Raw genomic sequence first — 18870 nt, 5'->3', positions numbered from 1 at the left:
CGCAGCCCCTCCGGTTCGCATGTTTTTGCCAAAACTGACGCGAATTAACGCGTGAACTTCTTGTGTTTGATGCGCTTGGGCTCCAGCGCGTCAGGGCCAAGGCGGCGCTTCTTGTCTTCCTCGTAGTCTTCGAAGTTGCCCTCGAACCATTCAACGTGCGCCTCACCCTCGAACGCCAGAATGTGGGTACAAATACGGTCGAGGAAGAAACGGTCGTGCGAGATGACAACCGCGCAGCCCGCGAAATCCACCAGAGCATCTTCCAGAGCACGCAGGGTTTCCACGTCCAAGTCGTTGGTCGGTTCGTCGAGCAACAGCACGTTGCCGCCTTCTTTTAGCAGGCGAGCCATGTGGACGCGGTTGCGTTCACCACCCGACAGCAGGCCAACTTTCTTTTGCTGGTCGCCACCCTTGAAGTTGAAGGATGAGCAGTAGGCACGGCTGTTCACCGAGGCATCCCCCAGTTCGATCAGTTCCGCGCCGCCCGAAATGGCTTCCCAAACGGTGTCATCGGCGTTCAGATCATCGCGCGACTGGTCCACGTAGGACAGTTTGACCGTGTCACCATAGGTCACCGAACCGCTGTCGGGCTGTTCTTGCCCGGTCAGCATCTTGAACAGAGTCGATTTACCGGCGCCGTTCGGACCGATCACACCGACAATACCGCCCGGAGGCAACGAGAAATCCAGACCTTCGACCAGCAGCTTTTCGCCATAGGCCTTCTGGATGTTCTCGACCTCGATAACCTTGGAGCCCAGACGGGGGCCGTTCGGGATGACGATCTGCGCCTTACCGACCTTTTCACGCTCGGACTGGCTGGCCATTTCGTTATAGGCCGCGATACGCGCTTTGGATTTCGCCTGACGGGCTTTCTGGCCCTGACGCATCCACTCAAGTTCGCGCTCAAGGGTTTTCTGCTTGGCTTTGTCTTCGCGCGCTTCGTGCTCAAGACGTTTGGCTTTCTGTTCCAGCCATGCCGAGTAGTTGCCCTCGTAGGGAATACCGCGGCCACGATCGAGTTCCAGAATCCAGCCAGTGATGTCATCGAGGAAGTAACGGTCGTGAGTGACGCAGAGGATGGTACCTTTGTAGTCGATCAGGTGCTGCTGCAGCCACGCGATGGTTTCCGCATCAAGGTGGTTGGTCGGTTCGTCGAGCAGCAGCATGTCAGGCGCTTCGAGCAGCAGTTTGCACAGCGCGACGCGGCGCTTTTCACCGCCGGACAGCTTCGACACATCCGCGTCATCGGGCGGGCAGCGCAGAGCTTCCATCGCGACGTCGATCTGGCTGTCCAGTTCCCACAGGTTTTCTGCGTCAATCTGGTCTTGCAGGACGGTCATCTCTTGCATCAGCTCGTCGGTGTAATCCTCGGCGATCTGCATGGCGATTTCGTTGAAGCGGTCGATTTTGCCCTTCTTCTCGGCCACGGCGAGCATAACGTTCTCACGCACGCTCAGGGACTCGTCCAGCTTCGGTTCCTGCGGCAGATAGCCAACACGAGCGCCCTCGGCAGCCCATGCTTCACCGCTGAAATCCTTGTCGATGCCGGCCATGATGCGCAGCAAGGTCGATTTACCGGCGCCGTTAACGCCAACCACACCGATCTTCACACCAGGCAAGAACGAGAGGCGGATGTTTTCAAAGCACTTCTTGCCACCGGGATAGGTCTTGGACACGCCGTCCATGTGGTAGACGTATTGATAGGATGCCATGGGCTTCCGCTCCTTGCAGGTAATCTGGGTTTGGGGCGGAGTCATAGCTAAGGGGCCGCTTAGGGGCAATCATAGAAAGGTCGTTTGCGCGTTCAATTCGATTTCGCTTGGGGTGCCCTAAAGAGTTGCGCGTCCCTTGGCTTGACTCTCAACCGCAGGCTCGGGTTTATGGGCAGGTTTTTTGCGGGAGCCCCGATGCCATACAATTTGCCTTATGTCGCACCCGGTCAAGTGGTCGGATTGCTGGGTGGGTCATTTGATCCGCCGCATCAAGGGCATGTTCAGATCACGCGCGAAGCGATCAAGCGGTTCGCTCTGGATCAGGTCTGGTGGCTCGTTAGTCCCGGAAATCCCCTGAAAGAACGCGGTCCCGCGCCCATCGAAGACCGTTTAAACGCGGCAAACTCTCTGATGACGCATCCCCGCGTTCACATTACAGACATCGAAGCTCGGATCGGAACCCGCTACACCGCCGAAACACTAGAGCACTTGCAGCGAATTATGCCCAACGTCCGGTTCGTCTGGCTCATGGGGGCCGATAACCTGACTGGCTTCCACCGCTGGGACCGGTGGCACGACATCATGAAAATGGTTCCTGTAGGCGTCCTTGCCCGCCCCGGAGACCGCATGTCAGCGCGCTTTAGCAAAGCCGCGCGGGTATTTGACCAAGCACGCATAGGTGGGCGAGACAGCTATGTTTTGGGAATGCGAAAGGCCCCGAGTTGGTGCTTTGCCGATATCCCGATGCGAAATGAATCTTCGACTGCAGTCCGAAGATCAGGCGAATGGCCCCAATAGTTCCTTCACATTTCTGTCGGTCAGATAAATTTCACAAGGCAAGCCTCAGTTAAGACTTGTTCACCCAAACGGCCTGCGGCTTAGTACGGCCATGGTATACGCTGTTTCTCGTCGCTTCTTTATCGGCGCCCTAGGCGCAACCGCCCTGCAGAGCGCAACTGCAGACGCGGCTGGTCTCGTTCAATCGTTGCGCCCGCAAGTCCGGCCCACTGCCAGCGGCACAAGAGCCGCTATGCCTGCCGCAGATGCTTTGCTCGCGCAGTCCGGCGTTTCAGGCCAAATTATATACGCTGTGGCAGACGCACGGACCGGACAGATCCTAGAGGCTCGGGACATCTCTGGCGGCTTACCTCCTGCGAGTGTTACCAAATCGGTTACCGCCATTTATGCATTAGAGACGTTGGGGCCTGCCTTTCGGTTCCACACCCGAATTTTTGCTGTAGGAACAGTTTCTGGCGGCGTCGTGAACGGAGACCTTGTGCTGGCGGGGGGCGGCGATCCGACCCTTGACACAGACGGCCTTGCAGATTTGGCGCACCAACTCAAAGCCGCAGGAATTCGCGAAGTCCGCGGCCAGTTTCTGGTGTACGGGGGCGCTCTACCCTACGAGAGCGAGATTGATAGCAATCAGTCAGATTACGCGGGCTATAACCCGGCAATTTCAGGCCTAAACCTGAATTACAATCGGGTGCATTTTGAATGGCGCCGCGGCGGTCAGGGCTATGCACTGACGATGGATGCGCGCTCGAACAACTATCGTCCCGACGTCACGATGGCCAAAATCAGTGTATCACAACGGAATTTGCCGGTTTTCTCTTACAAGGACCTCGGCTCTGCGGACAGCTGGACGGTCGCGAGCGGTGCTCTTGGAAATGGCGGGGCGCGTTGGCTACCTGTCAGAAAGCCGGAACTCTATGCAGGGGAAGTCTTGCAAACCTTTGCGCGCAGCCAAGGGATCGCGTTGCCCGCGCCCAAGGTGACGCGCACAGCCCCACATGGCAGCGTCGTTGCGCAGCGCAGCAGCGCACCACTGCAAGAGGTCATACAAAACTGTTTAAAATACTCGACCAACCTGACAGCTGAGGTTGTGGGAATGACCGCAAGTTTGAAACGCAATGGGCAGGTGCGCTCTTTGCGGGGATCGGCACGCCTGATGACAGCGTGGGCTCAGACGCGTCTTGGCATGAAAGGCTGCCTTTTCGTCGATCATTCGGGACTTGGCGACAAATCACGTGTGACGGCATCAACTCTGGCGCAGGCCTATTCTGGCGCGATTCAAAAAGGTCTTTTGCCGCGACTGATGAAGCCCGTGGCAATTCCTGATGCCAACGGGAAACCAATCCCAAAATCTGTTCTGAGTGTTCACGCGAAAACAGGAACGCTCAATTTTGCCAGTGGGCTGGGTGGGTATATCCGCACGGCAAGCGGGCGCGACCTGACATTTGCCATCTTCTCGGCCGATCTGCCCAAAAGGGCCAGCCTAACGGAAAATCAGAAAGAGCGCCCACCCGGAGGGAGGGCTTGGAACCGCCGCGCACGCGACTTGCAAAAGGCCCTCATCCGACGCTGGGGCGCAGTATACGATAGCTGATCACTCGATCATGTGACGCGCACGAGCACCACGCTCAATCGCTGCGGCATGTAGGCGATCGATATTCAACTCGTATCGCATCTCTTCAAGCAAACGCAGCTCAGTCTCGTAAAGGTGCCCGTCGGCCGCTGCTACATCGCAGGCCAGAGCATAGGCCGTTTCGTTCAACTTTGCCGGAAGTGCTTCCCGGATCAAACCGAACAAGGCATCAAGACCGTCTTCTTGCTGGAAGAGTTCAAAAACCAGCTGGGTGATCCGCGGGATTCGATCGGTGTCATATTCTGCAAAGACAGGTAACATATTGACCGCATTCTGGATTTCCACCAGCTCGGCGGTGCGCATATCTTCGTCAGAGGCCGAAATCGCCACCATGGTCGCCACAAGGGCGTCCTGAGCGCTGATGATGTGCTGGACTTCTTCGGTCACGTTCTTTCCTTTCAAATACGGCCTCGTTTCCAGAGAATATTGACGCCTGAGCCCCCTCGCAATAGGGAGGGCACAAATGCGCACGACTATGACGCGCTGTTGATGGAGTTACGGAAAATGTCTGATCTGCGCGAAGCCGCGATGCGTTCGAAAGCCTGGCCCTTTGAAGAAGCGCGCCGGCTGCTGAAACGCTATGAAAAGGCGCCGCCGGAAAAGGGCTATGTTCTATTCGAAACCGGCTACGGCCCTTCGGGTCTGCCGCACATCGGCACCTTTGGCGAAGTCGCTCGGACCACGATGATCCGCCGCGCCTTCGAGCTGATCAGCGACATTCCGACCCGCCTGATTTGTTTCTCGGACGACATGGACGGCATGCGCAAAGTGCCTGAAAACGTTCCTAATCAGGAACTGCTGCACGCGAATATCCAGAAGCCCCTGACCGCTGTTCCGGACCCGTTCGAAGAGTTTGACAGCTTTGGCGCGCACAACAACGCGATGCTGCGCCGCTTTCTCGATACCTTCGGTTTCGAGTATGAATTCTATTCGGCAACCGAGTTCTACAAGTCAGGCCAGTTCGACGAAATCCTGCTGCGTGCTGCCGAGAAATACGATGATCTGATGAAGATCATGCTGAAGTCCTTGCGCGAAGAGCGTGCGGCGACCTATTCGATCTTCCTTCCGATCCACCCCGAGACCGGCCGCGTGTTGTACGTTCCCATGAAGAACGTGGATGCTGTGAACGGCACCATCACCTTTGACGACGAAGACGGCAAGGAATGGACGCTGCCCGTTACTGGCGGCAACGTAAAGCTGCAGTGGAAGCCCGATTTCGGCGCCCGTTGGGCGGCGCTATCCGTTGACTTCGAGATGTACGGCAAGGACCACAGCACCAACACGCCGATCTATGACGGCATCTGCCGGACTCTTGGCGTGCGTCCGCCCGAGCACTTCACCTACGAGCTGTTCCTTGACCAGAACGGCGAAAAAATTTCGAAGTCCAAGGGCAACGGCCTGTCGATCGACGAATGGCTGACCTATGCCTCGACCGAGAGCCTGTCGTACTTCATGTACCAGAAGCCCAAAACCGCAAAGCGTATGCACTTTGACGTGATCCCCAAGGCGATGGACGAGTATCACCAGCAGCTGCGAGCCTATGTCGATCAGGACGCAGACAAGCGGGTGAACAACCCTGTGTTCCACATCCACGGCGGCAATGTTCCCGAGTCGAAGATGGTCGTTCCCTTCTCGATGCTGTTGAACCTCGCGTCGGCAGCTGGTGCGCAAGATAAAGAGACCATGTGGGGCTTTATCCGCCGGTATGCGCCTGACGCGACTGCGGAAACCCATCCCGATCTGGACGCGGCTGCCGGTTTTGCCGTGCGCTACTACAACGACTTCGTGAAACCTACGAAAACCTTCCGTGCGCCCGATGAACAAGAGCGCGCGGCGCTTGAAGATCTGCTGGGTCGTCTGAAATCGTACGAAGGTGCGAACGATGCCGAAGAGTTGCAGAGCCTCGTGTTCGCGGTCGGCAAAGACCACAACTTCGAGAACCTGCGCAACTGGTTCAAGGCGATCTACGAAGTGCTGCTGGGTCAAAGCCAAGGCCCGCGTTTCGGCGGCTTTATTGCGCTGTACGGTTTGAAAGAGACCGTCGCCCTGATTGAACAGGGGCTGGCGGGCGACCTTGGCTAGTACTGGCTGAAACCAAATGGCGCGCTACCTCGTCTAATAGAGGAAAGGAGGCGTGCCATGAAAACACTCACGCTTGCGGCGGCACTCTGGCTAGGACTGGCCATGGGTGCGGTCGCGCAATCAGACGACATCCGTCAAACCATCCGCAGCCAGTTGGACGCGTTCAAGTCCGACGATTTTACGGCGGCGTACGATTACGCCAGCCCCACCATCAAAAACGTGTTCCGAAATCCCGAAATGTTCGGGCACATGGTTCAGCATGGTTATCCCATGGTCTGGCGACCGGGCGCAGTGGTGTTCCTTGACCTAGAGGAGCGAGACGGACGCACATTCCAACCCGTCATGATTGAAGACCGATCAGGAAAAGTGCACGTTCTTGAGTACAAAATGATCCAAATCGACGGGCAATGGCAGATCGACGGTGTTCGATTGCTTGATAGCGATGGAGCGATTGCCTGATCCGAGCGTACGGTCACCCAATATCCGGTTAAGACGGCATTGATAGTTCCCTACTCCGATGCGTGCGAAATTGCGCGCCCTGCGGAAAAAGGGAAAACCCATGACGATTGCCTATACCGATCCAGCCGAACTGATGCCTGTTGCTTTTGACGAGGGTCTCTCGAACTGGTCATCCGGCGACGGCCTGAGTGGAAGCCAAACGCTCGAAGCAACCGGAGGCGTCTCTCTCGTGTCCGGGGACGGCGACTTTGGTTCATGCCTCGAGATTGTGAAAACCGCCAGCACCCAGCGCGTGCGCTGTATGATCCCAACAGACATGGTCGCGGGACGTTATCTTCGTGTCCGCATTCGCATCAAGGCCATTTCTGGCACACTTCCCGATGTCCGCGCCGCTGGCACTCCGATCGATGGCACCGGCGCTGCGATTAGTGGCCTAACCGGCATCGGAGCTTCGAAATCGATCTCTGGCTATGGTGAGATCAAAGAGGTTTCTGCCATTGTCGGCACCGGTGCCCGGGACGGCGTTGAGATGGTCTGGGGGGTGACCGCCGAAGGCGGGCATTTCGGCTTTGATCTGACTGGTGGCAACGGCGGCATTGTGCGTATCGCTAATCTGATCGTCGAAGATGTTACCGCACTCTTCCTGCCCCAACTTGTGGGCGCGGTGGATGTCAGAGATTTCGGTGCAGTTGGCGATGGCAGCACAGATGACAGTGCCGCCTTTGTTGCTGCAGACAACGCTGCCAAGGGCCGCGCTCTCTATATCTCGCCGGGTGAGTATTTTCTCGGCGAAAGCATAACGATCAAAAATTCCGTGCGTGTTGCTGGTACCGTTCAGATGCCTGCCGACGCGGTGTTGGTCCTGCAGCGCGACCTCGATCTGCCAACTTACGCGGACATTTTCGGCTCCGAGAGTGACGGCTTTGCCCGTGCCTTCCAAGCGCTGCTAAACAGCGGCACCCACGATTCGCTCGACCTGTGCGGGCGCAGTGTGCAACTATACGAGCCGCTAGACATGTCTGCCGCAGTTCCCAATCGCGACAGCTATGCTACTCGCCGCACGATCAAAAACGGACAAGTCGAAGCGGCGAATACGTCGAATTGGGACGACACAGTCGTCACCTCTATCGCCACATTCGATCCTGCGAACCCGTACTTCCTAGAGGGGGTGGCGAACGTCGCAAACATTCCTGTCGGCGCGCTGGTCGAGGGCGTCGGTGTCGGCCGTGAAGTTTACGTCCGAGACGTGGATGTGGCGTCCAATACCATCCGCTTGAACTGTCCACTGTATGACGCAGAAGGCACTCAGAATTTCACCTTCCGCCGTTTTAAATATCTTCTGGATTTCAGTGGCTTTGGTAATTTGGCAAAGTTTGCGCTGTCGGACATTGAATTCCGCTGCAATGGCCGTTCAAGCGGCTTGATGATCGCGCCCGCAGGGATTGGCCTTCATATCCGCGACTGTGTCTTCACGCGCCCAAAGAACCGCGCGCTCACGTCGCCCGGCGAAGGCTGCCAGGGCATGATGGTGGATCGCTGCCAGTTCCTGTCGGATGAAAGCCCGCTGACAGTGCCCGAGCGCATCAGTATCGCGATGAATGCCACAGGCAACGACGTCAAGATCCGCGATAACCGTTTCGTGCACTTCAAGCACAGCATTGTACTGGCTGGTGCCGGCAACATGATTTCGGGCAATCATTGGTTTCAAGGGGACAGCGCGTCGAATGGCATCCGTTCGGCAGGCCTGATCCTAAGCAAAACGAACTGCAAGACGACGATCACAGGCAATTATATCGATAACAACTACATTCTCTGGGCAAATGAACATGACCAGGCCCCCGAGCAAAGCGATGAATTCTCGTTCGGCGGCCTCACGATCAACGGCAATATCTTTACCGTAAACGACGTGTCCGAGGCCTTTCGCTTCTTCATTCTGCGACCGCACGGGGTTGGCCATTTCTTGAATGGTCTGACGATGGGAAACAACGTTTTCCGCGCGCTCAATGGAAATATTAATCGTGTGGAAGAAATTGATACGACCTACGCGGAATTGCTTTTGGACCGTAGCTACAACGTTATAGTCCAAGGTAACGTTTTCAACGCCGTGACAAACCAAATCCGCAACCCATTGGTTCTAAAAATGGATCAGAATACCGCGGCATCGGTTTGGACTGCTGAGTGCGGCGACTACCTTCCGTTCAAGGGCCGTGCACGCACCGTTGAAAGCGTGATCCCTGAAGGCCCCCTAAAAACCTCGGACGGCACGGTGACTTGGGCGACATCTTACGCCGAACCCGAGCAAGGCAGCGACGGCGACAGGATCAAGTTGTATTGGCCCGCCGCTCTAAAAGGACGCGTCACTTTGACGACCCGTGTCGACGCACCCCTGTAATTAACCTTTGAAGGAATTAATCCTGTCCTGCCATTTGCGGGGCAGGGTTCCCATATATGCTTGAGCTGCTTCATACTGGGGAAAGAGCGCTTGAAATGCAGCATTTTCCTGCTCTGGCGTCATGTCCAAGGACTTTCCTTCGTGGTGACGCACAGTCAAATCCGTTGGCATATAGTTCAATCCCGCGAACTCACAAAGTTTGCGCAGCCCATCTCCGTCGAAAATGTCTTCGTAGAACAGAGCTAGAAACTTGCCCTCTGGCAAAGATGGTGCGCGTTCAAGGACAGTGGCGTAATCGCCGCGCGCCCGCATTTCGGGCAGATTGCCATCGATTGCGGACTGCAACAGGTCAGCGCACCGTGTCTCGAATGGCGCGCTCTTCTTCGATTTCTCGGCATTCATCCGGACATGGCTCCAGAGGCGGGCGACTGGGTCGCGCATGAGATAGAGGAACCGAACGTCCTCGCTCACCTTCATCATGCGCTGATAAATCTCTTGGGACTGAATTCCATAAGACGGCGTAATATCCGCGACGACGGGCTTACCTGCTCGGCCGGACTTCAGGAAAGAAATATACGCATGATCGCGGTCTGCGTCGTCATCTTCGTTCAGCACCAGTAGCCAATCGAGCGCATCATCAAATCGTTTTCGAACGCGGTACCGCATGGGACCTTTGGCAGTCTCGGCACGCTCGCCCAATTCCTCGGCCTTGCGACTGACCTTCTGGCGCTCTTTGTTCAGCGCGGTGGGGTCAAGGTTATCAAAATAATGAAGCTCTTTGCGCGACCTGACATGACATTGCGGATGATCGGCCAAATAGTGATAGAGCCAAGTCGTTCCAGACTTGGTTGATCCCAAACCGATCAAGACCGTAGGTTCCTTGCCCATATGCCATCCGTTCTACGTTTTGCGCTAGTCTATTGCAAAACGACAAACGGTCAAACGAGCTTACATGCCTTGAACCAGAAACGTCAGAATGTTTGCCATAGAAGGATGCCCAGACGGGTATCGCCTGCGCCCAATGGCGCGTTTGCGCTGATCAAAAAGTCCTGATTGTCAGAGAGTTTGATCCCGGCGACAGACTCGAAACGCCAGATCGCCTCGCCTTGGACAAAACTGCTCTGAAGTTGGCCGTAGACTTTTGACCACCCCGTTGGAGAGACGCCTAAGGTCACTTCCAACTTGGTGACAGGGATCTCACCCAACCTTTGACTGCCGCCAACGGTCAGCCATCCCCCCTCTAGCACATTAAGTCCGCGTCCCCACGATGCCCCAAGCCGCACCGCCGGCCCTGTGAGATCAAGACCGTATGCCATGGTCGTCGGGTCCACGAGCACGAGCCCTTCGGAGCCGGTTTCGATTCCGAAATCCAACGCCATCCGCGAACCGCCCTCCAGTGCAAAAGACTTGCTGGCGAACAATGCGGCGTGACCATGGAACTGCCAATTCCCATAGGTCTCTATCCCGACGGTCCAGTCGTTCCCGAGCCCGTGCTCCGCGTATAGGGAAGCAGCCGGATCCGAGTTCATGCCCATCGCAGTGAACGTCGTGCCTTTGGCGCGCGGCCAAGGGCCCGCGTGTACCGCAGCCGTCATTACAAAAAGGAACAAGATCGCCAATCGCCACATGCCCGCGAGGGTGCCGCGACAAGGTTAATTAACCACTAACAAATTCCCCGAGCCCATGTGATCCGCGGAGTGAGCGCAAACGACCAACTAGTCTGTCTGCAGCTTTGCAGAGCGATAGAATTTCAGGCCCACGGCGACAAATTGCACACGCTTCTTCAGAAACAGGGGGCAAGATCGCCGTGTTTCGACTGCCCGTTCATACCCGTGTCACCGATCCGCCTACACTAAAGGCGACGCGCGCATGAGTCCGATACGGACACAGAATTTCAAAGGTTGGACAGATGGTTAACATTTACGAACTTTTCAATGAAGGCGGAACGATTCAACCGGCGCATGTTCAGCGGGACATGCTCCAAAAAATTTCAGGCGCGTTGCACCTTGGTATGCAAGAAATGACTGCGACCGCGGAAACGGGCCGCGTTCAGGCCACTGCGCTAGAACGGCACAGCCAGCGCATGATGGCCGAGCATTCAGAGCGCGCGCGGAACCAATTAGAAGATCTGTCCAAGCTGATCGACCAACTCGCTGCCGTCTCTGCACCTGACCGCTTGGCCAACGAGTGGGGACAGTATCTGCGCGACGCGACAGAGCGTGCAGTGCTCGCCGCAGACATTCTGCGCAAACGCGCAGACATGTTCCTCGCACACGAGGCAGCAGGGTGCCCACCGGTTCTGATCTACGACTATGAAATCGTGATGGACGGCGCCGACCAGCCTCTGCCGTCGAATTACATCCTGCTCAAGATCACGCCGCCCGAGGGGCAAGAAACCCACGACTGGAAGCGCCCCTATATTATTATTGATCCCAGAGCAGGCCACGGCCCTGGCATCGGCGGTTTCAAATCGGACAGCCAAGTGGGCGTTGCTTTGGCGGATGGGCACCCCGTGTATTTCGTCGCCTTTCGCAGGGAGCCTGCCGAGGGGCAATATCTGTCTTATGTAACACGAACCGAAGCTGCTTTTGTTCGCGAGGTCATGCGACGTCATCCTGATGCTGCAAAACCAATCATCACCGGCAACTGTCAAGGCGGATGGGCAACATTGCTCCTTGCCGCCACGAACCCTGATTTGACGGGTCCGATCGTGATTAATGGGGCGCCTGTGGCCACATGGTCCGGCACCGTTGGAGATAACCCAATGCGCTACAATGCTGGCGTCCTTGGCGGGACATGGGTGCCAATGTTCTTGTCCGACCTTGGGGGTGGGATCTTTGACGGGGCGCATCTGGTTCAGAATTTCGAAATGCTGAATCCGTCGCGCACGCTGTTCCGGAAATACACTGACCTTTTTCGCGACGCCGACACTGCAGAGCCAGCCTTTATGGAGTTTGAACGCTGGTGGGGCGGCTTCTTTTTGCTGAACGAACCTGAAATCCGGTGGATTGTCGAACAGCTCTTTGTGGGGAACCGTCTGGTCAAGAACGAGGCACGGATCGAACCGGGCCGGCCTGTCGATCTCAAGGCCATTCGCGCGCCCATCATCGTTTTCGCCAGCCACGGGGACAATATCACACCGCCCCAACAGGCCCTGAACTGGATTGTACAGACGTATGCAGATGAGCATGAAATCCGCATTCGTGGGCAACGGATCATTTACATGGTCCACGAAAAGGTTGGGCATCTGGGTATTTTCGTCTCGTCCAAAATCGCGAGACGCGAACACACCGAGGTTGCGTCGACCCTGAAAACCATCGAAGCGCTCGCACCCGGCCTTTACGAAATGACCATTGACGACATAGTCGAGCAAGACGGCAAAACCCATTTCGTCGTTGGGTTCAACGAACGCCAGATGTCAGACATTCGAAGCCTTAGCGACACTTTGCAGGACGAACGCCCCTTTGCTGCCGTGGCCCGCGCCTCCGAAGTTCAGGCGCAGCTTTATGATGCGATTGTCCGCCCTGCGGTAAAAACGGTTGTCACTCAATCCGCAGCCGAGGCGAGCCGCGCGCTGCATCCCCAACGCCTGTCCCGCGCAATGATGGCCTCGCGCAATCCATGGATGAGCCTTTTGCCCGCCGCCGCGCAACAGGTGACCGAAAACCGCGCCAAAGCCGCTGCGCAGAACCCATTTCTCGCTGCCGAGGCGCTCTGGGTTCAAGGGGTCGAGCAGGCTATCGACATGTGGCGCGATACCCGCGACATGATGACCGAGAACACCTTTTTTGCGATGTGGGCCACGCCTTGGGGCCGCAGTTTTGGCGCAACGCATGAAACACGCCGCACACTGAAGAATGCCGACGAATTGCGCAGCCTGCCCGAAGTGTCTCAGGCTCTGTATAACATCACCCGTGGGGGCTTTGCCGAGGCGGTGATCCGGATGTTGATTTTGTTAGCCGAGAACCGCAAGGGTGTCCGCCGGGACCGGTTAGAGCGAGCAAGCCGCGTGTTGACCCAAGATGCGCCCTTTGTCGCACTGGGGGCCGAGCGTCGGGCGATGATCATCCAGGAGCAAACACTGATCGCGACCTTCGCCCCTGACGAGGCTATTGCAACTTTGCCCGAGCTTCTGAGCGACGAGGAGGATCGCCAGAAAGCGCTGCTGGTCGTGCGCTACATCCCAGGAGCGATCGAGGAAATGTCCCCCCAAACGCTGAACTTGCTGGAGCGCTTTCATCAAGTTCTTGGAGAGCCTGCCTTTACCTCGGATGTCACGCAGGATCCGCTGGCTGCGAAACCGGCAGAGTTGGCCAATTCCTGAGCACAAAAGACGACGGCGCCGCCACTTGGGCCGCGACGCGTCTGCCAGATTAGCGAAAATCGTGCTCTGCGGCCTATGCTGCGGGCACCGACACACCAATGGCAAAAGGTCCACCGATGGGCATCGGCATAATCGTTTTCACCTTGTGTCTTCTGATTTTTCTGGCGTTCCGAGGGGTCTCGATCCTGATCCTTGCCCCAACGCTAGCTGTCTTCGCGGCAGCACTGTCCGGTTTGCCTGTGCTGGCGAGCTACACGCAAATCTTTATGCCCAATACAGGCGCATTTATCATCACCTACTTTCCGCTTTTCCTGCTTGGTGCGGTGTTCGGCAAGCTGATGGAAGATAGCGGAAGTGCCAAGAGCATCGGAGATTGGAGCGTGCACCGTTTGGGTGAACGGCGCGCCATGATGGCAATCATTCTCAGTTGTGGGCTCCTGACTTACGGAGGTGTCTCGCTCTTTGTTGTTGCATTCGCGGTCTACCCTTTGGCTGCTGCTGTGTTCCGCAAAGCGGACCTGCCAGCACGCTTAATCCCGGGGACCATCGCGCTTGGGTCATTCACGTTTACAATGACAGCATTGCCCGGAACACCCGCGATCCAGAACGCGATCCCGATGCCCTATTTCGGCACAACAGCCTTTGCTGCGCCGGGGCTCGGCCTTTTGGCCTCTGCGATCATGCTAGGGGTAGGGTATGGTTGGCTTCATTGGCGCGCCGACCACGCAGCTCATACCGGCGAGGGCTATGCCCAATCGCTCGCGCCAGACCAGCTCTGCGAAGGGACTGAGGGGCTGAATACCCTTCCCAAATGCCCGCTGCCACCTTTGGCGATCGCCCTTGCACCGATCGTGATGGTGGTGGTCTTGAATTTGGTCCTGTCGCGATATGTCTTCCCCCGCATGGACCTGAGGTATCTGGCCTCTGATCAATGGGGCGCCATAGACCCCAGTGACATCATCGGAATTTGGGCGATTACCCTATCGTTAAGCGCCGCGTGTCTCAGCATATTCATTCTGAACCCGCGGTGGGCTTCGAATCTGTTCCCATCCTTGGGCGAAGGCGCCACAGCGGCTGTCGTTCCGATCTTTAATACGGCTTGTCTGGTCGGGTTTGGGGCCGTAATCGCCACTTTGCCCGCGTTTGATCAACTTCGAGAGTCCATCCTGTCGATTGCCCCGGGCAACCCATTGGTTTCCCTGTCAATTGCGGTGAATATCCTTGCTGGCATCACAGGCTCCGCTTCGGGCGGAATGAGCATTGCACTGGATACCCTCGGGGCCCGCTATCTGGAACTCGGCACAGCTGCTGGGTTCGCACCGGGCGTGCTGCACAGAGTGACAGCTGTCGCCACCGGTGGCTTGGATGCCTTGCCGCACAACGGCGCAGTGGTCACCTTGCTTGCGATCTGCGGCATGAGCCACGCCAAGTCGTATCTCGACATTTTCGTGGTCGCATTGGTTGGCCCCTTACTCGCGTTGGCCGCTATCGTCGTTATCGCGAGCCTCTAGTCCGCCGCCTCGTTCTCTTTTGAGTTCTGGTCGATAATTTTCTGTGCCAATGCTAAGAATTGGGCCTGCTCGCTCTCGCTAAGCCCTCTGACGATGTCTGACTGCAAATCAATCACCGTTGGCAGAATTGCTATGAACGCGGCCTGTCCCGCCGCCGTAGCGTTGACCTCTCTGGCGCGGCGATCCTTGCGACTGACCGTCCGAGACACGAACCCTTTTTGCTCGAGCCGGTCGATCACACCACCAATCGTGGCACGGTCATAGGCGATGCGCGCCGCGACGCCCGCTTGATCAATGCCGGGCTCGGCCACAATCGCATCCAACGCGGCAAACTGAACAGGCGTCAAGTCATGCCCCGCGCCCTGCATCCGCATTGCGAAGACCTGAGAAGATATCTGATTCATCCGCCGGATCAGGTGCCCCGGCATTTTCCGAGCCTGCATCTCGCCACCTTAAACGCCAATAAAGTATAACAAACCAGTTACTTTTACAAATATGAAATGTATACATATTTTCTCTAGACAATTTAATATGTGTACATATCTTTTATAGGAGAGCAGATCGGGGAGGGATCCATGCAATTTTATCTGAACGGCTTTCGCGGCGGGAATCCGGACATCCAAAACGCAGCACCCAAGCAGCGGGACCGCAGTGCCTTTGCGCCCCTTCCTGACAAGGTCGACGTGCTGATCGCCGGCTGCGGCCCCGCTGGTCTGTGTCTGGCCGCCCAACTCGCCGCATTTCCCGAGATCGACACGATGATCGTTGAGCGTAAACCCGGTCCCTTGGAAAAAGGTCAGGCAGATGGCGTCAACACCCGCACGATGGAGATGTTTCAGGCCTTTGGTTTTGGTGAGATCGTCAAACGCGAAAGCTATTGGGTAAATCAAACCACGTTCTGGACCCCTGACCCCGATAACCGCGCGCATATCCGCCGCGTCGGCCGCGTGCAGGATGTCCCGGATGACTCCTCAGAGATGCCGCACACCCTGATCAATCAGGCGCGCATTCACGAGCTGTTCCTCGAGGTGATGCGCAACGCGCCCACGCGCCTTGAACCTGATTACGGATGGCAAGTGCTGGATGTGGTCGTGGATGCCGAGGCCACAGAATATCCCGTCACAGTCACATTGGAAAACACTGGCATCAACGCGGGCGACACACGCACTGTCCGCGCCAATTATGTGGTCGGATGTGATGGCGCTCGGTCGCGCGTGCGGCAGGCGATCGGCGGTACGCTGCACGGAGATGCAGCGCATCAGGCGTGGGGCGTGATGGATATCCTTGCCAACACCGACTTTCCCGATGTGCGCCAAAAATGCCTGATTGCGTCTGCAACCGAAGGGAACATTTTGATCCTACCGCGCGAGGGTGGATACCTCTTTCGTATGTATGTGGAATTGGACAAGCTGAACCCGGACGAACGCGTCAGCAGCCGCAATTTCACATCCGAGGATATGATCGCCGCAGCGAACCGTATCATGGCCCCCTACACAATCGACGTTAAGCAAATCGCGTGGTGGTCGATTTATGAAATCGGGCATCGCTTGACCGATCGTTTTGATGACGTTCCCGAGGGCTCGGACCAACTGCCGCGTGTCTTTACAGCGGGCGACGCCTGCCACACCCACAGCCCCAAAGCAGGGCAGGGGATGAACGTGTCGATGCAAGACACTTTTAACCTTGGATGGAAGCTGGTCCACGTTCTTCAGGGTCGCGCCGCGCCAGACCTGCTGCGCAGCTATTCGGCAGAACGGTGGGTCGAGGCCAAGCGTCTGATCGACACGGATCATCAATGGGCGAGGATCATGTCTGCGCCTCCGGGCCAATCAGAGTTGGACGGTGCAGGAATGCCGCGTTTCCAGAAACAATTCATCGAGAACCTCGAATTTACCGGCGGCCTTGCTGTGCATTACGACCCGTCGGCTTTGATCGCGGCACCAGACCATCAGCACCTTGCCACGGGCCTGCCAGTGGGCCGCCGCTTCCATTCCGCCCCGGTGGTGCGCGTGGCCGATGCGATGCAGATGCAACTCGGTCACATCGCGCAGGCAGACACGCGCTGGCGGCTCTATGCTTTCGGGGCGAATGATGGGGGGCAAACGCTCTTTGATTTGGTCAAATGGCTCGAGACCGACCCCGCCTCTCCCATCCTCCGCCACACTCGCAGCGGGGAAGACCCAGACTCGATCATTGATCTGCGTGCCATCTTCCCCACAACTTTTGATGCGATCGCGTTCGAAAACCTGCCGCCCCTTCTGCGTCCAGAAAAAGGCCAGTTCGGGCTGCAGGACTACGAAAAGGTGTTCTGCCTTGATCACAAGGGCCAAGGGAACATCTACGAAATGCGCGGTATCGACATGGACCAAGGTTGCATAGTCATCGTGCGCCCCGATCAATATGTGGCCCATGTCCTGCCCCTAGACGCAACCGACGCGCTCGGGGCGTTTTTCGAGGGGGTGCTTTTACCCGCCTGACAGCAGTTCAATGCCCCCGCGGATCAAGAGGATCACCGAGAGTGCAAAGAGCATCAGCTGAATGACCTTGAGATAGACATGCTCTGACAACAAGCCGGTCACCCAACGGCCGACAAATGTCCCCAGAATGCCTGTCACCGCGAGGCCCGCAATCAGCGTCCAATTCAAACCGTCAAGCTGCCCGATCGACCAGTAGGCCGGCAGCTTGACGATGTTTCCGATGGCAAAACTGATCGCCACCGTGCCCGCAAACTGCAACTTGGGCAGACGCTGAGGCAACAGATAGGCCTGAGACGGTGGAGCGCCGGAATGGGTGATAAAACTGGCGATCCCCGTAAGCGTTCCCCAGAAAATACCGGGCAAAACCCGTGCCTCTTCGGCTTCTGTCTGTGCGTGACGCAGCCATGTCCGCAAACAATGCCAAAGCCCGATTGCGCCGGTGAAAATAAGCAAGACAGACTCGGGCGTGTAGGGCGTGATCACGGTCGCAATCGCCACCCCCAGCAAGATCGAAGGTGTCAGGATCAACAGGTTTCGCAGTGAAAAGCTCTTGCGATAGAGCCAGACGCCTACCCAATCCGTAACAATATAAACAGGGAGCAAAATAGCTGCGGCCGCCACCGGGTTCATAAACAGCGCCAGCATCGGAACAGCGATGGCAGCAGCAGACGCGAGTCCGCCTTTGGATGCGCCTACGATCAAAGCCGCAAAAATCAGAAGAAATGTATCGGTCATGGCAAATTACCAAGGGCGACAGGCGCCCTCTCAGACCTCTTCTGACTCGGGATTGGGCAACCAACGTTTTGCGTCAGGATGTCCATCGTAGTCCATCGGAGCGGGCAATTGCTCGAACTCAATCAATAGGCCCCATGGCGCCTGCCCGAATTGGCCCCTGTTGCCCGGCCCTTCCTCTTGGTCGCCCAAATCGTAGGGCCCTTCCAGCAATGTTCCGCCTGCCGCAGCAAAGGCACGTGTTGCCGCATCGATATCATCGACGGTCACGCTGAAATGGCTGATGCCGTAGTCTGAAATCCCTTGGCCGGGCTGGCCTCCCGGCCGGTCAATCTCGAAAACTTCAACATTTGGCCCGTTCCGCAGCCGAAGCATGGACACGGCCACAATCGCTGTTCCTTTCCGCAAGCCGTTCTTTGGCCCCAAAGCTTCGTGGGTCAGGGGCTCTCGGGTTTTGTCCGTCAGCGAAAATAGAACCTCGGCATCAAATGCCGCTTGGAAAAAGGCGATCGCATCTTCGTGGTTCGGGACGGTGATCCCAACATGCTCGATCCCTCGAATGGTTTCTTTGGCAGATTGACTGGACATAACAATTTCCTTTTCGAAGACTTGTCTGTCAACGGCGGAGTAAAATTCGGCCATTGTGGCGGAGCAAAAGTCGGCCAGTTTGGGGCGAGCGCCTTGGAGCGTGCGGCCCTCATATAGCAAGCCCGGTCCAAGGCGCATTGGCCGTCAGGCCAATTCTGTGAGGTT

At 57.0% G+C, this 18870-nt stretch carries 15 protein-coding genes; 8 read left to right on the top strand and 7 right to left on the bottom strand.

Going from position 1 to position 18870, the window contains the following annotated elements; genetic code table 11:
* Positions 1 to 44 precede the first annotated feature (44 nt).
* A complete protein-coding gene (gene ettA, locus AB9K37_RS11970; protein WP_369838906.1) occupies positions 45 to 1712 on the bottom strand; it encodes an energy-dependent translational throttle protein EttA in 1668 nt (555 codons plus the stop codon).
* Between the two features lie 195 nt (positions 1713 to 1907).
* Between ettA and AB9K37_RS11965 the strand changes: the two genes are divergently transcribed.
* Both AB9K37_RS11965 and dacB read left to right on the top strand, forming a co-directional pair.
* The gene (locus AB9K37_RS11965) at positions 1908 to 2510 is read left to right on the top strand and encodes a nicotinate-nucleotide adenylyltransferase (RefSeq protein ID WP_369838903.1); all 603 of its coding nucleotides are present in this window, start codon (positions 1908 to 1910) and stop codon (positions 2508 to 2510) included.
* 232 nt (positions 2511 to 2742) lie between these two features.
* Positions 2743 to 4101, top strand: a complete 1359-nt coding sequence (gene dacB, locus AB9K37_RS11960; protein WP_369838900.1) for a D-alanyl-D-alanine carboxypeptidase/D-alanyl-D-alanine-endopeptidase — start codon at positions 2743 to 2745, stop codon at positions 4099 to 4101.
* Here dacB and AB9K37_RS11955 read toward each other — a convergent pair whose 3' ends face one another.
* Positions 4102 to 4473 carry a tellurite resistance TerB family protein gene (locus AB9K37_RS11955; RefSeq protein WP_369839105.1) on the bottom strand — a complete coding sequence of 124 codons (372 nt, stop codon included), beginning with the start codon at positions 4471 to 4473 and terminating at the stop codon, positions 4102 to 4104. It abuts the gene before it with no gap.
* Positions 4474 to 4644: 171 nt separating this feature from the next.
* Between AB9K37_RS11955 and AB9K37_RS11950 the strand changes: the two genes are divergently transcribed.
* The 3 genes from AB9K37_RS11950 to AB9K37_RS11940 all read left to right on the top strand — a co-directional run bounded on the left by AB9K37_RS11950 (position 4645) and on the right by AB9K37_RS11940 (position 9073).
* Positions 4645 to 6222 (top strand): lysine--tRNA ligase, encoded by a 1578-nt coding sequence (locus tag AB9K37_RS11950; protein ID WP_369838898.1) that lies wholly within the window; start codon positions 4645 to 4647, stop codon positions 6220 to 6222.
* Positions 6223 to 6279: 57 nt separating this feature from the next.
* Positions 6280 to 6681 (top strand): DUF4864 domain-containing protein, encoded by a 402-nt coding sequence (locus AB9K37_RS11945; protein ID WP_369838895.1) that lies wholly within the window; start codon positions 6280 to 6282, stop codon positions 6679 to 6681.
* 100 nt (positions 6682 to 6781) lie between these two features.
* A complete protein-coding gene (locus AB9K37_RS11940) occupies positions 6782 to 9073 on the top strand; it encodes a glycosyl hydrolase family 28-related protein (RefSeq protein ID WP_369838893.1) in 2292 nt (763 codons plus the stop codon).
* Here the strand turns inward: AB9K37_RS11940 and AB9K37_RS11935 are convergent, their stop codons facing one another.
* Both AB9K37_RS11935 and AB9K37_RS11930 read right to left on the bottom strand, forming a co-directional pair.
* Positions 9074 to 9961: a sulfotransferase gene (locus tag AB9K37_RS11935; RefSeq protein WP_369838891.1), complete on the bottom strand. Its 888-nt coding sequence runs from the start codon at positions 9959 to 9961 to the stop codon at positions 9074 to 9076.
* 83 nt (positions 9962 to 10044) lie between these two features.
* Positions 10045 to 10683 carry a hypothetical protein gene (locus AB9K37_RS11930; RefSeq protein ID WP_369838889.1) on the bottom strand — a complete coding sequence of 213 codons (639 nt, stop codon included), beginning with the start codon at positions 10681 to 10683 and terminating at the stop codon, positions 10045 to 10047.
* A 299-nt stretch (positions 10684 to 10982) separates the two neighbouring features.
* On the opposite strand from AB9K37_RS11930, the gene AB9K37_RS11925 reads away from it, so the two are divergent.
* Together AB9K37_RS11925 and AB9K37_RS11920 are read left to right on the top strand one after the other, a co-directional pair.
* Positions 10983 to 13397, top strand: coding sequence for a DUF3141 domain-containing protein (locus tag AB9K37_RS11925; RefSeq protein WP_369838887.1), 2415 nt, complete (start codon positions 10983 to 10985; stop codon positions 13395 to 13397).
* 98 nt (positions 13398 to 13495) lie between these two features.
* Positions 13496 to 14908, top strand: coding sequence for a GntP family permease (locus AB9K37_RS11920; RefSeq protein ID WP_369838884.1), 1413 nt, complete (start codon positions 13496 to 13498; stop codon positions 14906 to 14908).
* Here the strand turns inward: AB9K37_RS11920 and AB9K37_RS11915 are convergent.
* The gene (locus tag AB9K37_RS11915) at positions 14905 to 15351 is read right to left on the bottom strand and encodes a MarR family winged helix-turn-helix transcriptional regulator (RefSeq protein WP_369838881.1); all 447 of its coding nucleotides are present in this window, start codon (positions 15349 to 15351) and stop codon (positions 14905 to 14907) included. The genes AB9K37_RS11920 and AB9K37_RS11915 overlap by 4 nt on opposite strands.
* A 132-nt stretch (positions 15352 to 15483) precedes the next feature.
* Between AB9K37_RS11915 and AB9K37_RS11910 the strand changes: the two genes are divergently transcribed.
* Complete coding sequence (locus AB9K37_RS11910; RefSeq protein WP_369838878.1) at positions 15484 to 17385, top strand: FAD-dependent monooxygenase; 1902 nt, start codon at positions 15484 to 15486, stop codon at positions 17383 to 17385.
* Here the strand turns inward: AB9K37_RS11910 and AB9K37_RS11905 are convergent.
* Complete coding sequence (locus AB9K37_RS11905; protein WP_369838876.1) at positions 17374 to 18120, bottom strand: sulfite exporter TauE/SafE family protein; 747 nt, start codon at positions 18118 to 18120, stop codon at positions 17374 to 17376. The genes AB9K37_RS11910 and AB9K37_RS11905 overlap by 12 nt on opposite strands.
* Before the next feature lie 30 nt (positions 18121 to 18150).
* Positions 18151 to 18705, bottom strand: a complete 555-nt coding sequence (locus tag AB9K37_RS11900; protein ID WP_369838873.1) for a VOC family protein — start codon at positions 18703 to 18705, stop codon at positions 18151 to 18153.
* Between the last annotated feature and the right edge of the window lie 165 nt (positions 18706 to 18870).

The sequence above is a fragment of the Donghicola sp. XS_ASV15 genome (assembly GCF_041224595.1).
Lineage (GTDB): Bacteria > Pseudomonadota > Alphaproteobacteria > Rhodobacterales > Rhodobacteraceae > Donghicola.
This window is presented reverse-complemented; position numbering and strand designations above follow the sequence as displayed.

Bases quoted from the DNA above. Each gene is read 5' to 3' on its own strand.
- AB9K37_RS11915 (WP_369838881.1), bottom strand. From the start codon at position 15,351: ATGCAGGCTCGGAAAATGCCGGGGCACCTGATCCGGCGGATGAATCAG.
- dacB (WP_369838900.1), top strand. From the start codon at position 2,743: ATGCCTGCCGCAGATGCTTTGCTCGCGCAGTCCGGCGTTTCAGGCCAA.
- AB9K37_RS11935 (WP_369838891.1), bottom strand. From the start codon at position 9,961: ATGGGCAAGGAACCTACGGTCTTGATCGGTTTGGGATCAACCAAGTCT.
- ettA (WP_369838906.1), bottom strand. From the start codon at position 1,712: ATGGCATCCTATCAATACGTCTACCACATGGACGGCGTGTCCAAGACC.
- AB9K37_RS11905 (WP_369838876.1), bottom strand. From the start codon at position 18,120: ATGACCGATACATTTCTTCTGATTTTTGCGGCTTTGATCGTAGGCGCA.
- AB9K37_RS11950 (WP_369838898.1), top strand. From the start codon at position 4,645: ATGTCTGATCTGCGCGAAGCCGCGATGCGTTCGAAAGCCTGGCCCTTT.
- AB9K37_RS11940 (WP_369838893.1), top strand. From the start codon at position 6,782: ATGACGATTGCCTATACCGATCCAGCCGAACTGATGCCTGTTGCTTTT.
- AB9K37_RS11965 (WP_369838903.1), top strand. From the start codon at position 1,908: ATGCCATACAATTTGCCTTATGTCGCACCCGGTCAAGTGGTCGGATTG.
- AB9K37_RS11925 (WP_369838887.1), top strand. From the start codon at position 10,983: ATGGTTAACATTTACGAACTTTTCAATGAAGGCGGAACGATTCAACCG.
- AB9K37_RS11955 (WP_369839105.1), bottom strand. From the start codon at position 4,473: ATGGTGGCGATTTCGGCCTCTGACGAAGATATGCGCACCGCCGAGCTG.
- AB9K37_RS11920 (WP_369838884.1), top strand. From the start codon at position 13,496: ATGGCAAAAGGTCCACCGATGGGCATCGGCATAATCGTTTTCACCTTG.
- AB9K37_RS11945 (WP_369838895.1), top strand. From the start codon at position 6,280: ATGAAAACACTCACGCTTGCGGCGGCACTCTGGCTAGGACTGGCCATG.
- AB9K37_RS11900 (WP_369838873.1), bottom strand. From the start codon at position 18,705: ATGTCCAGTCAATCTGCCAAAGAAACCATTCGAGGGATCGAGCATGTT.
- AB9K37_RS11910 (WP_369838878.1), top strand. From the start codon at position 15,484: ATGCAATTTTATCTGAACGGCTTTCGCGGCGGGAATCCGGACATCCAA.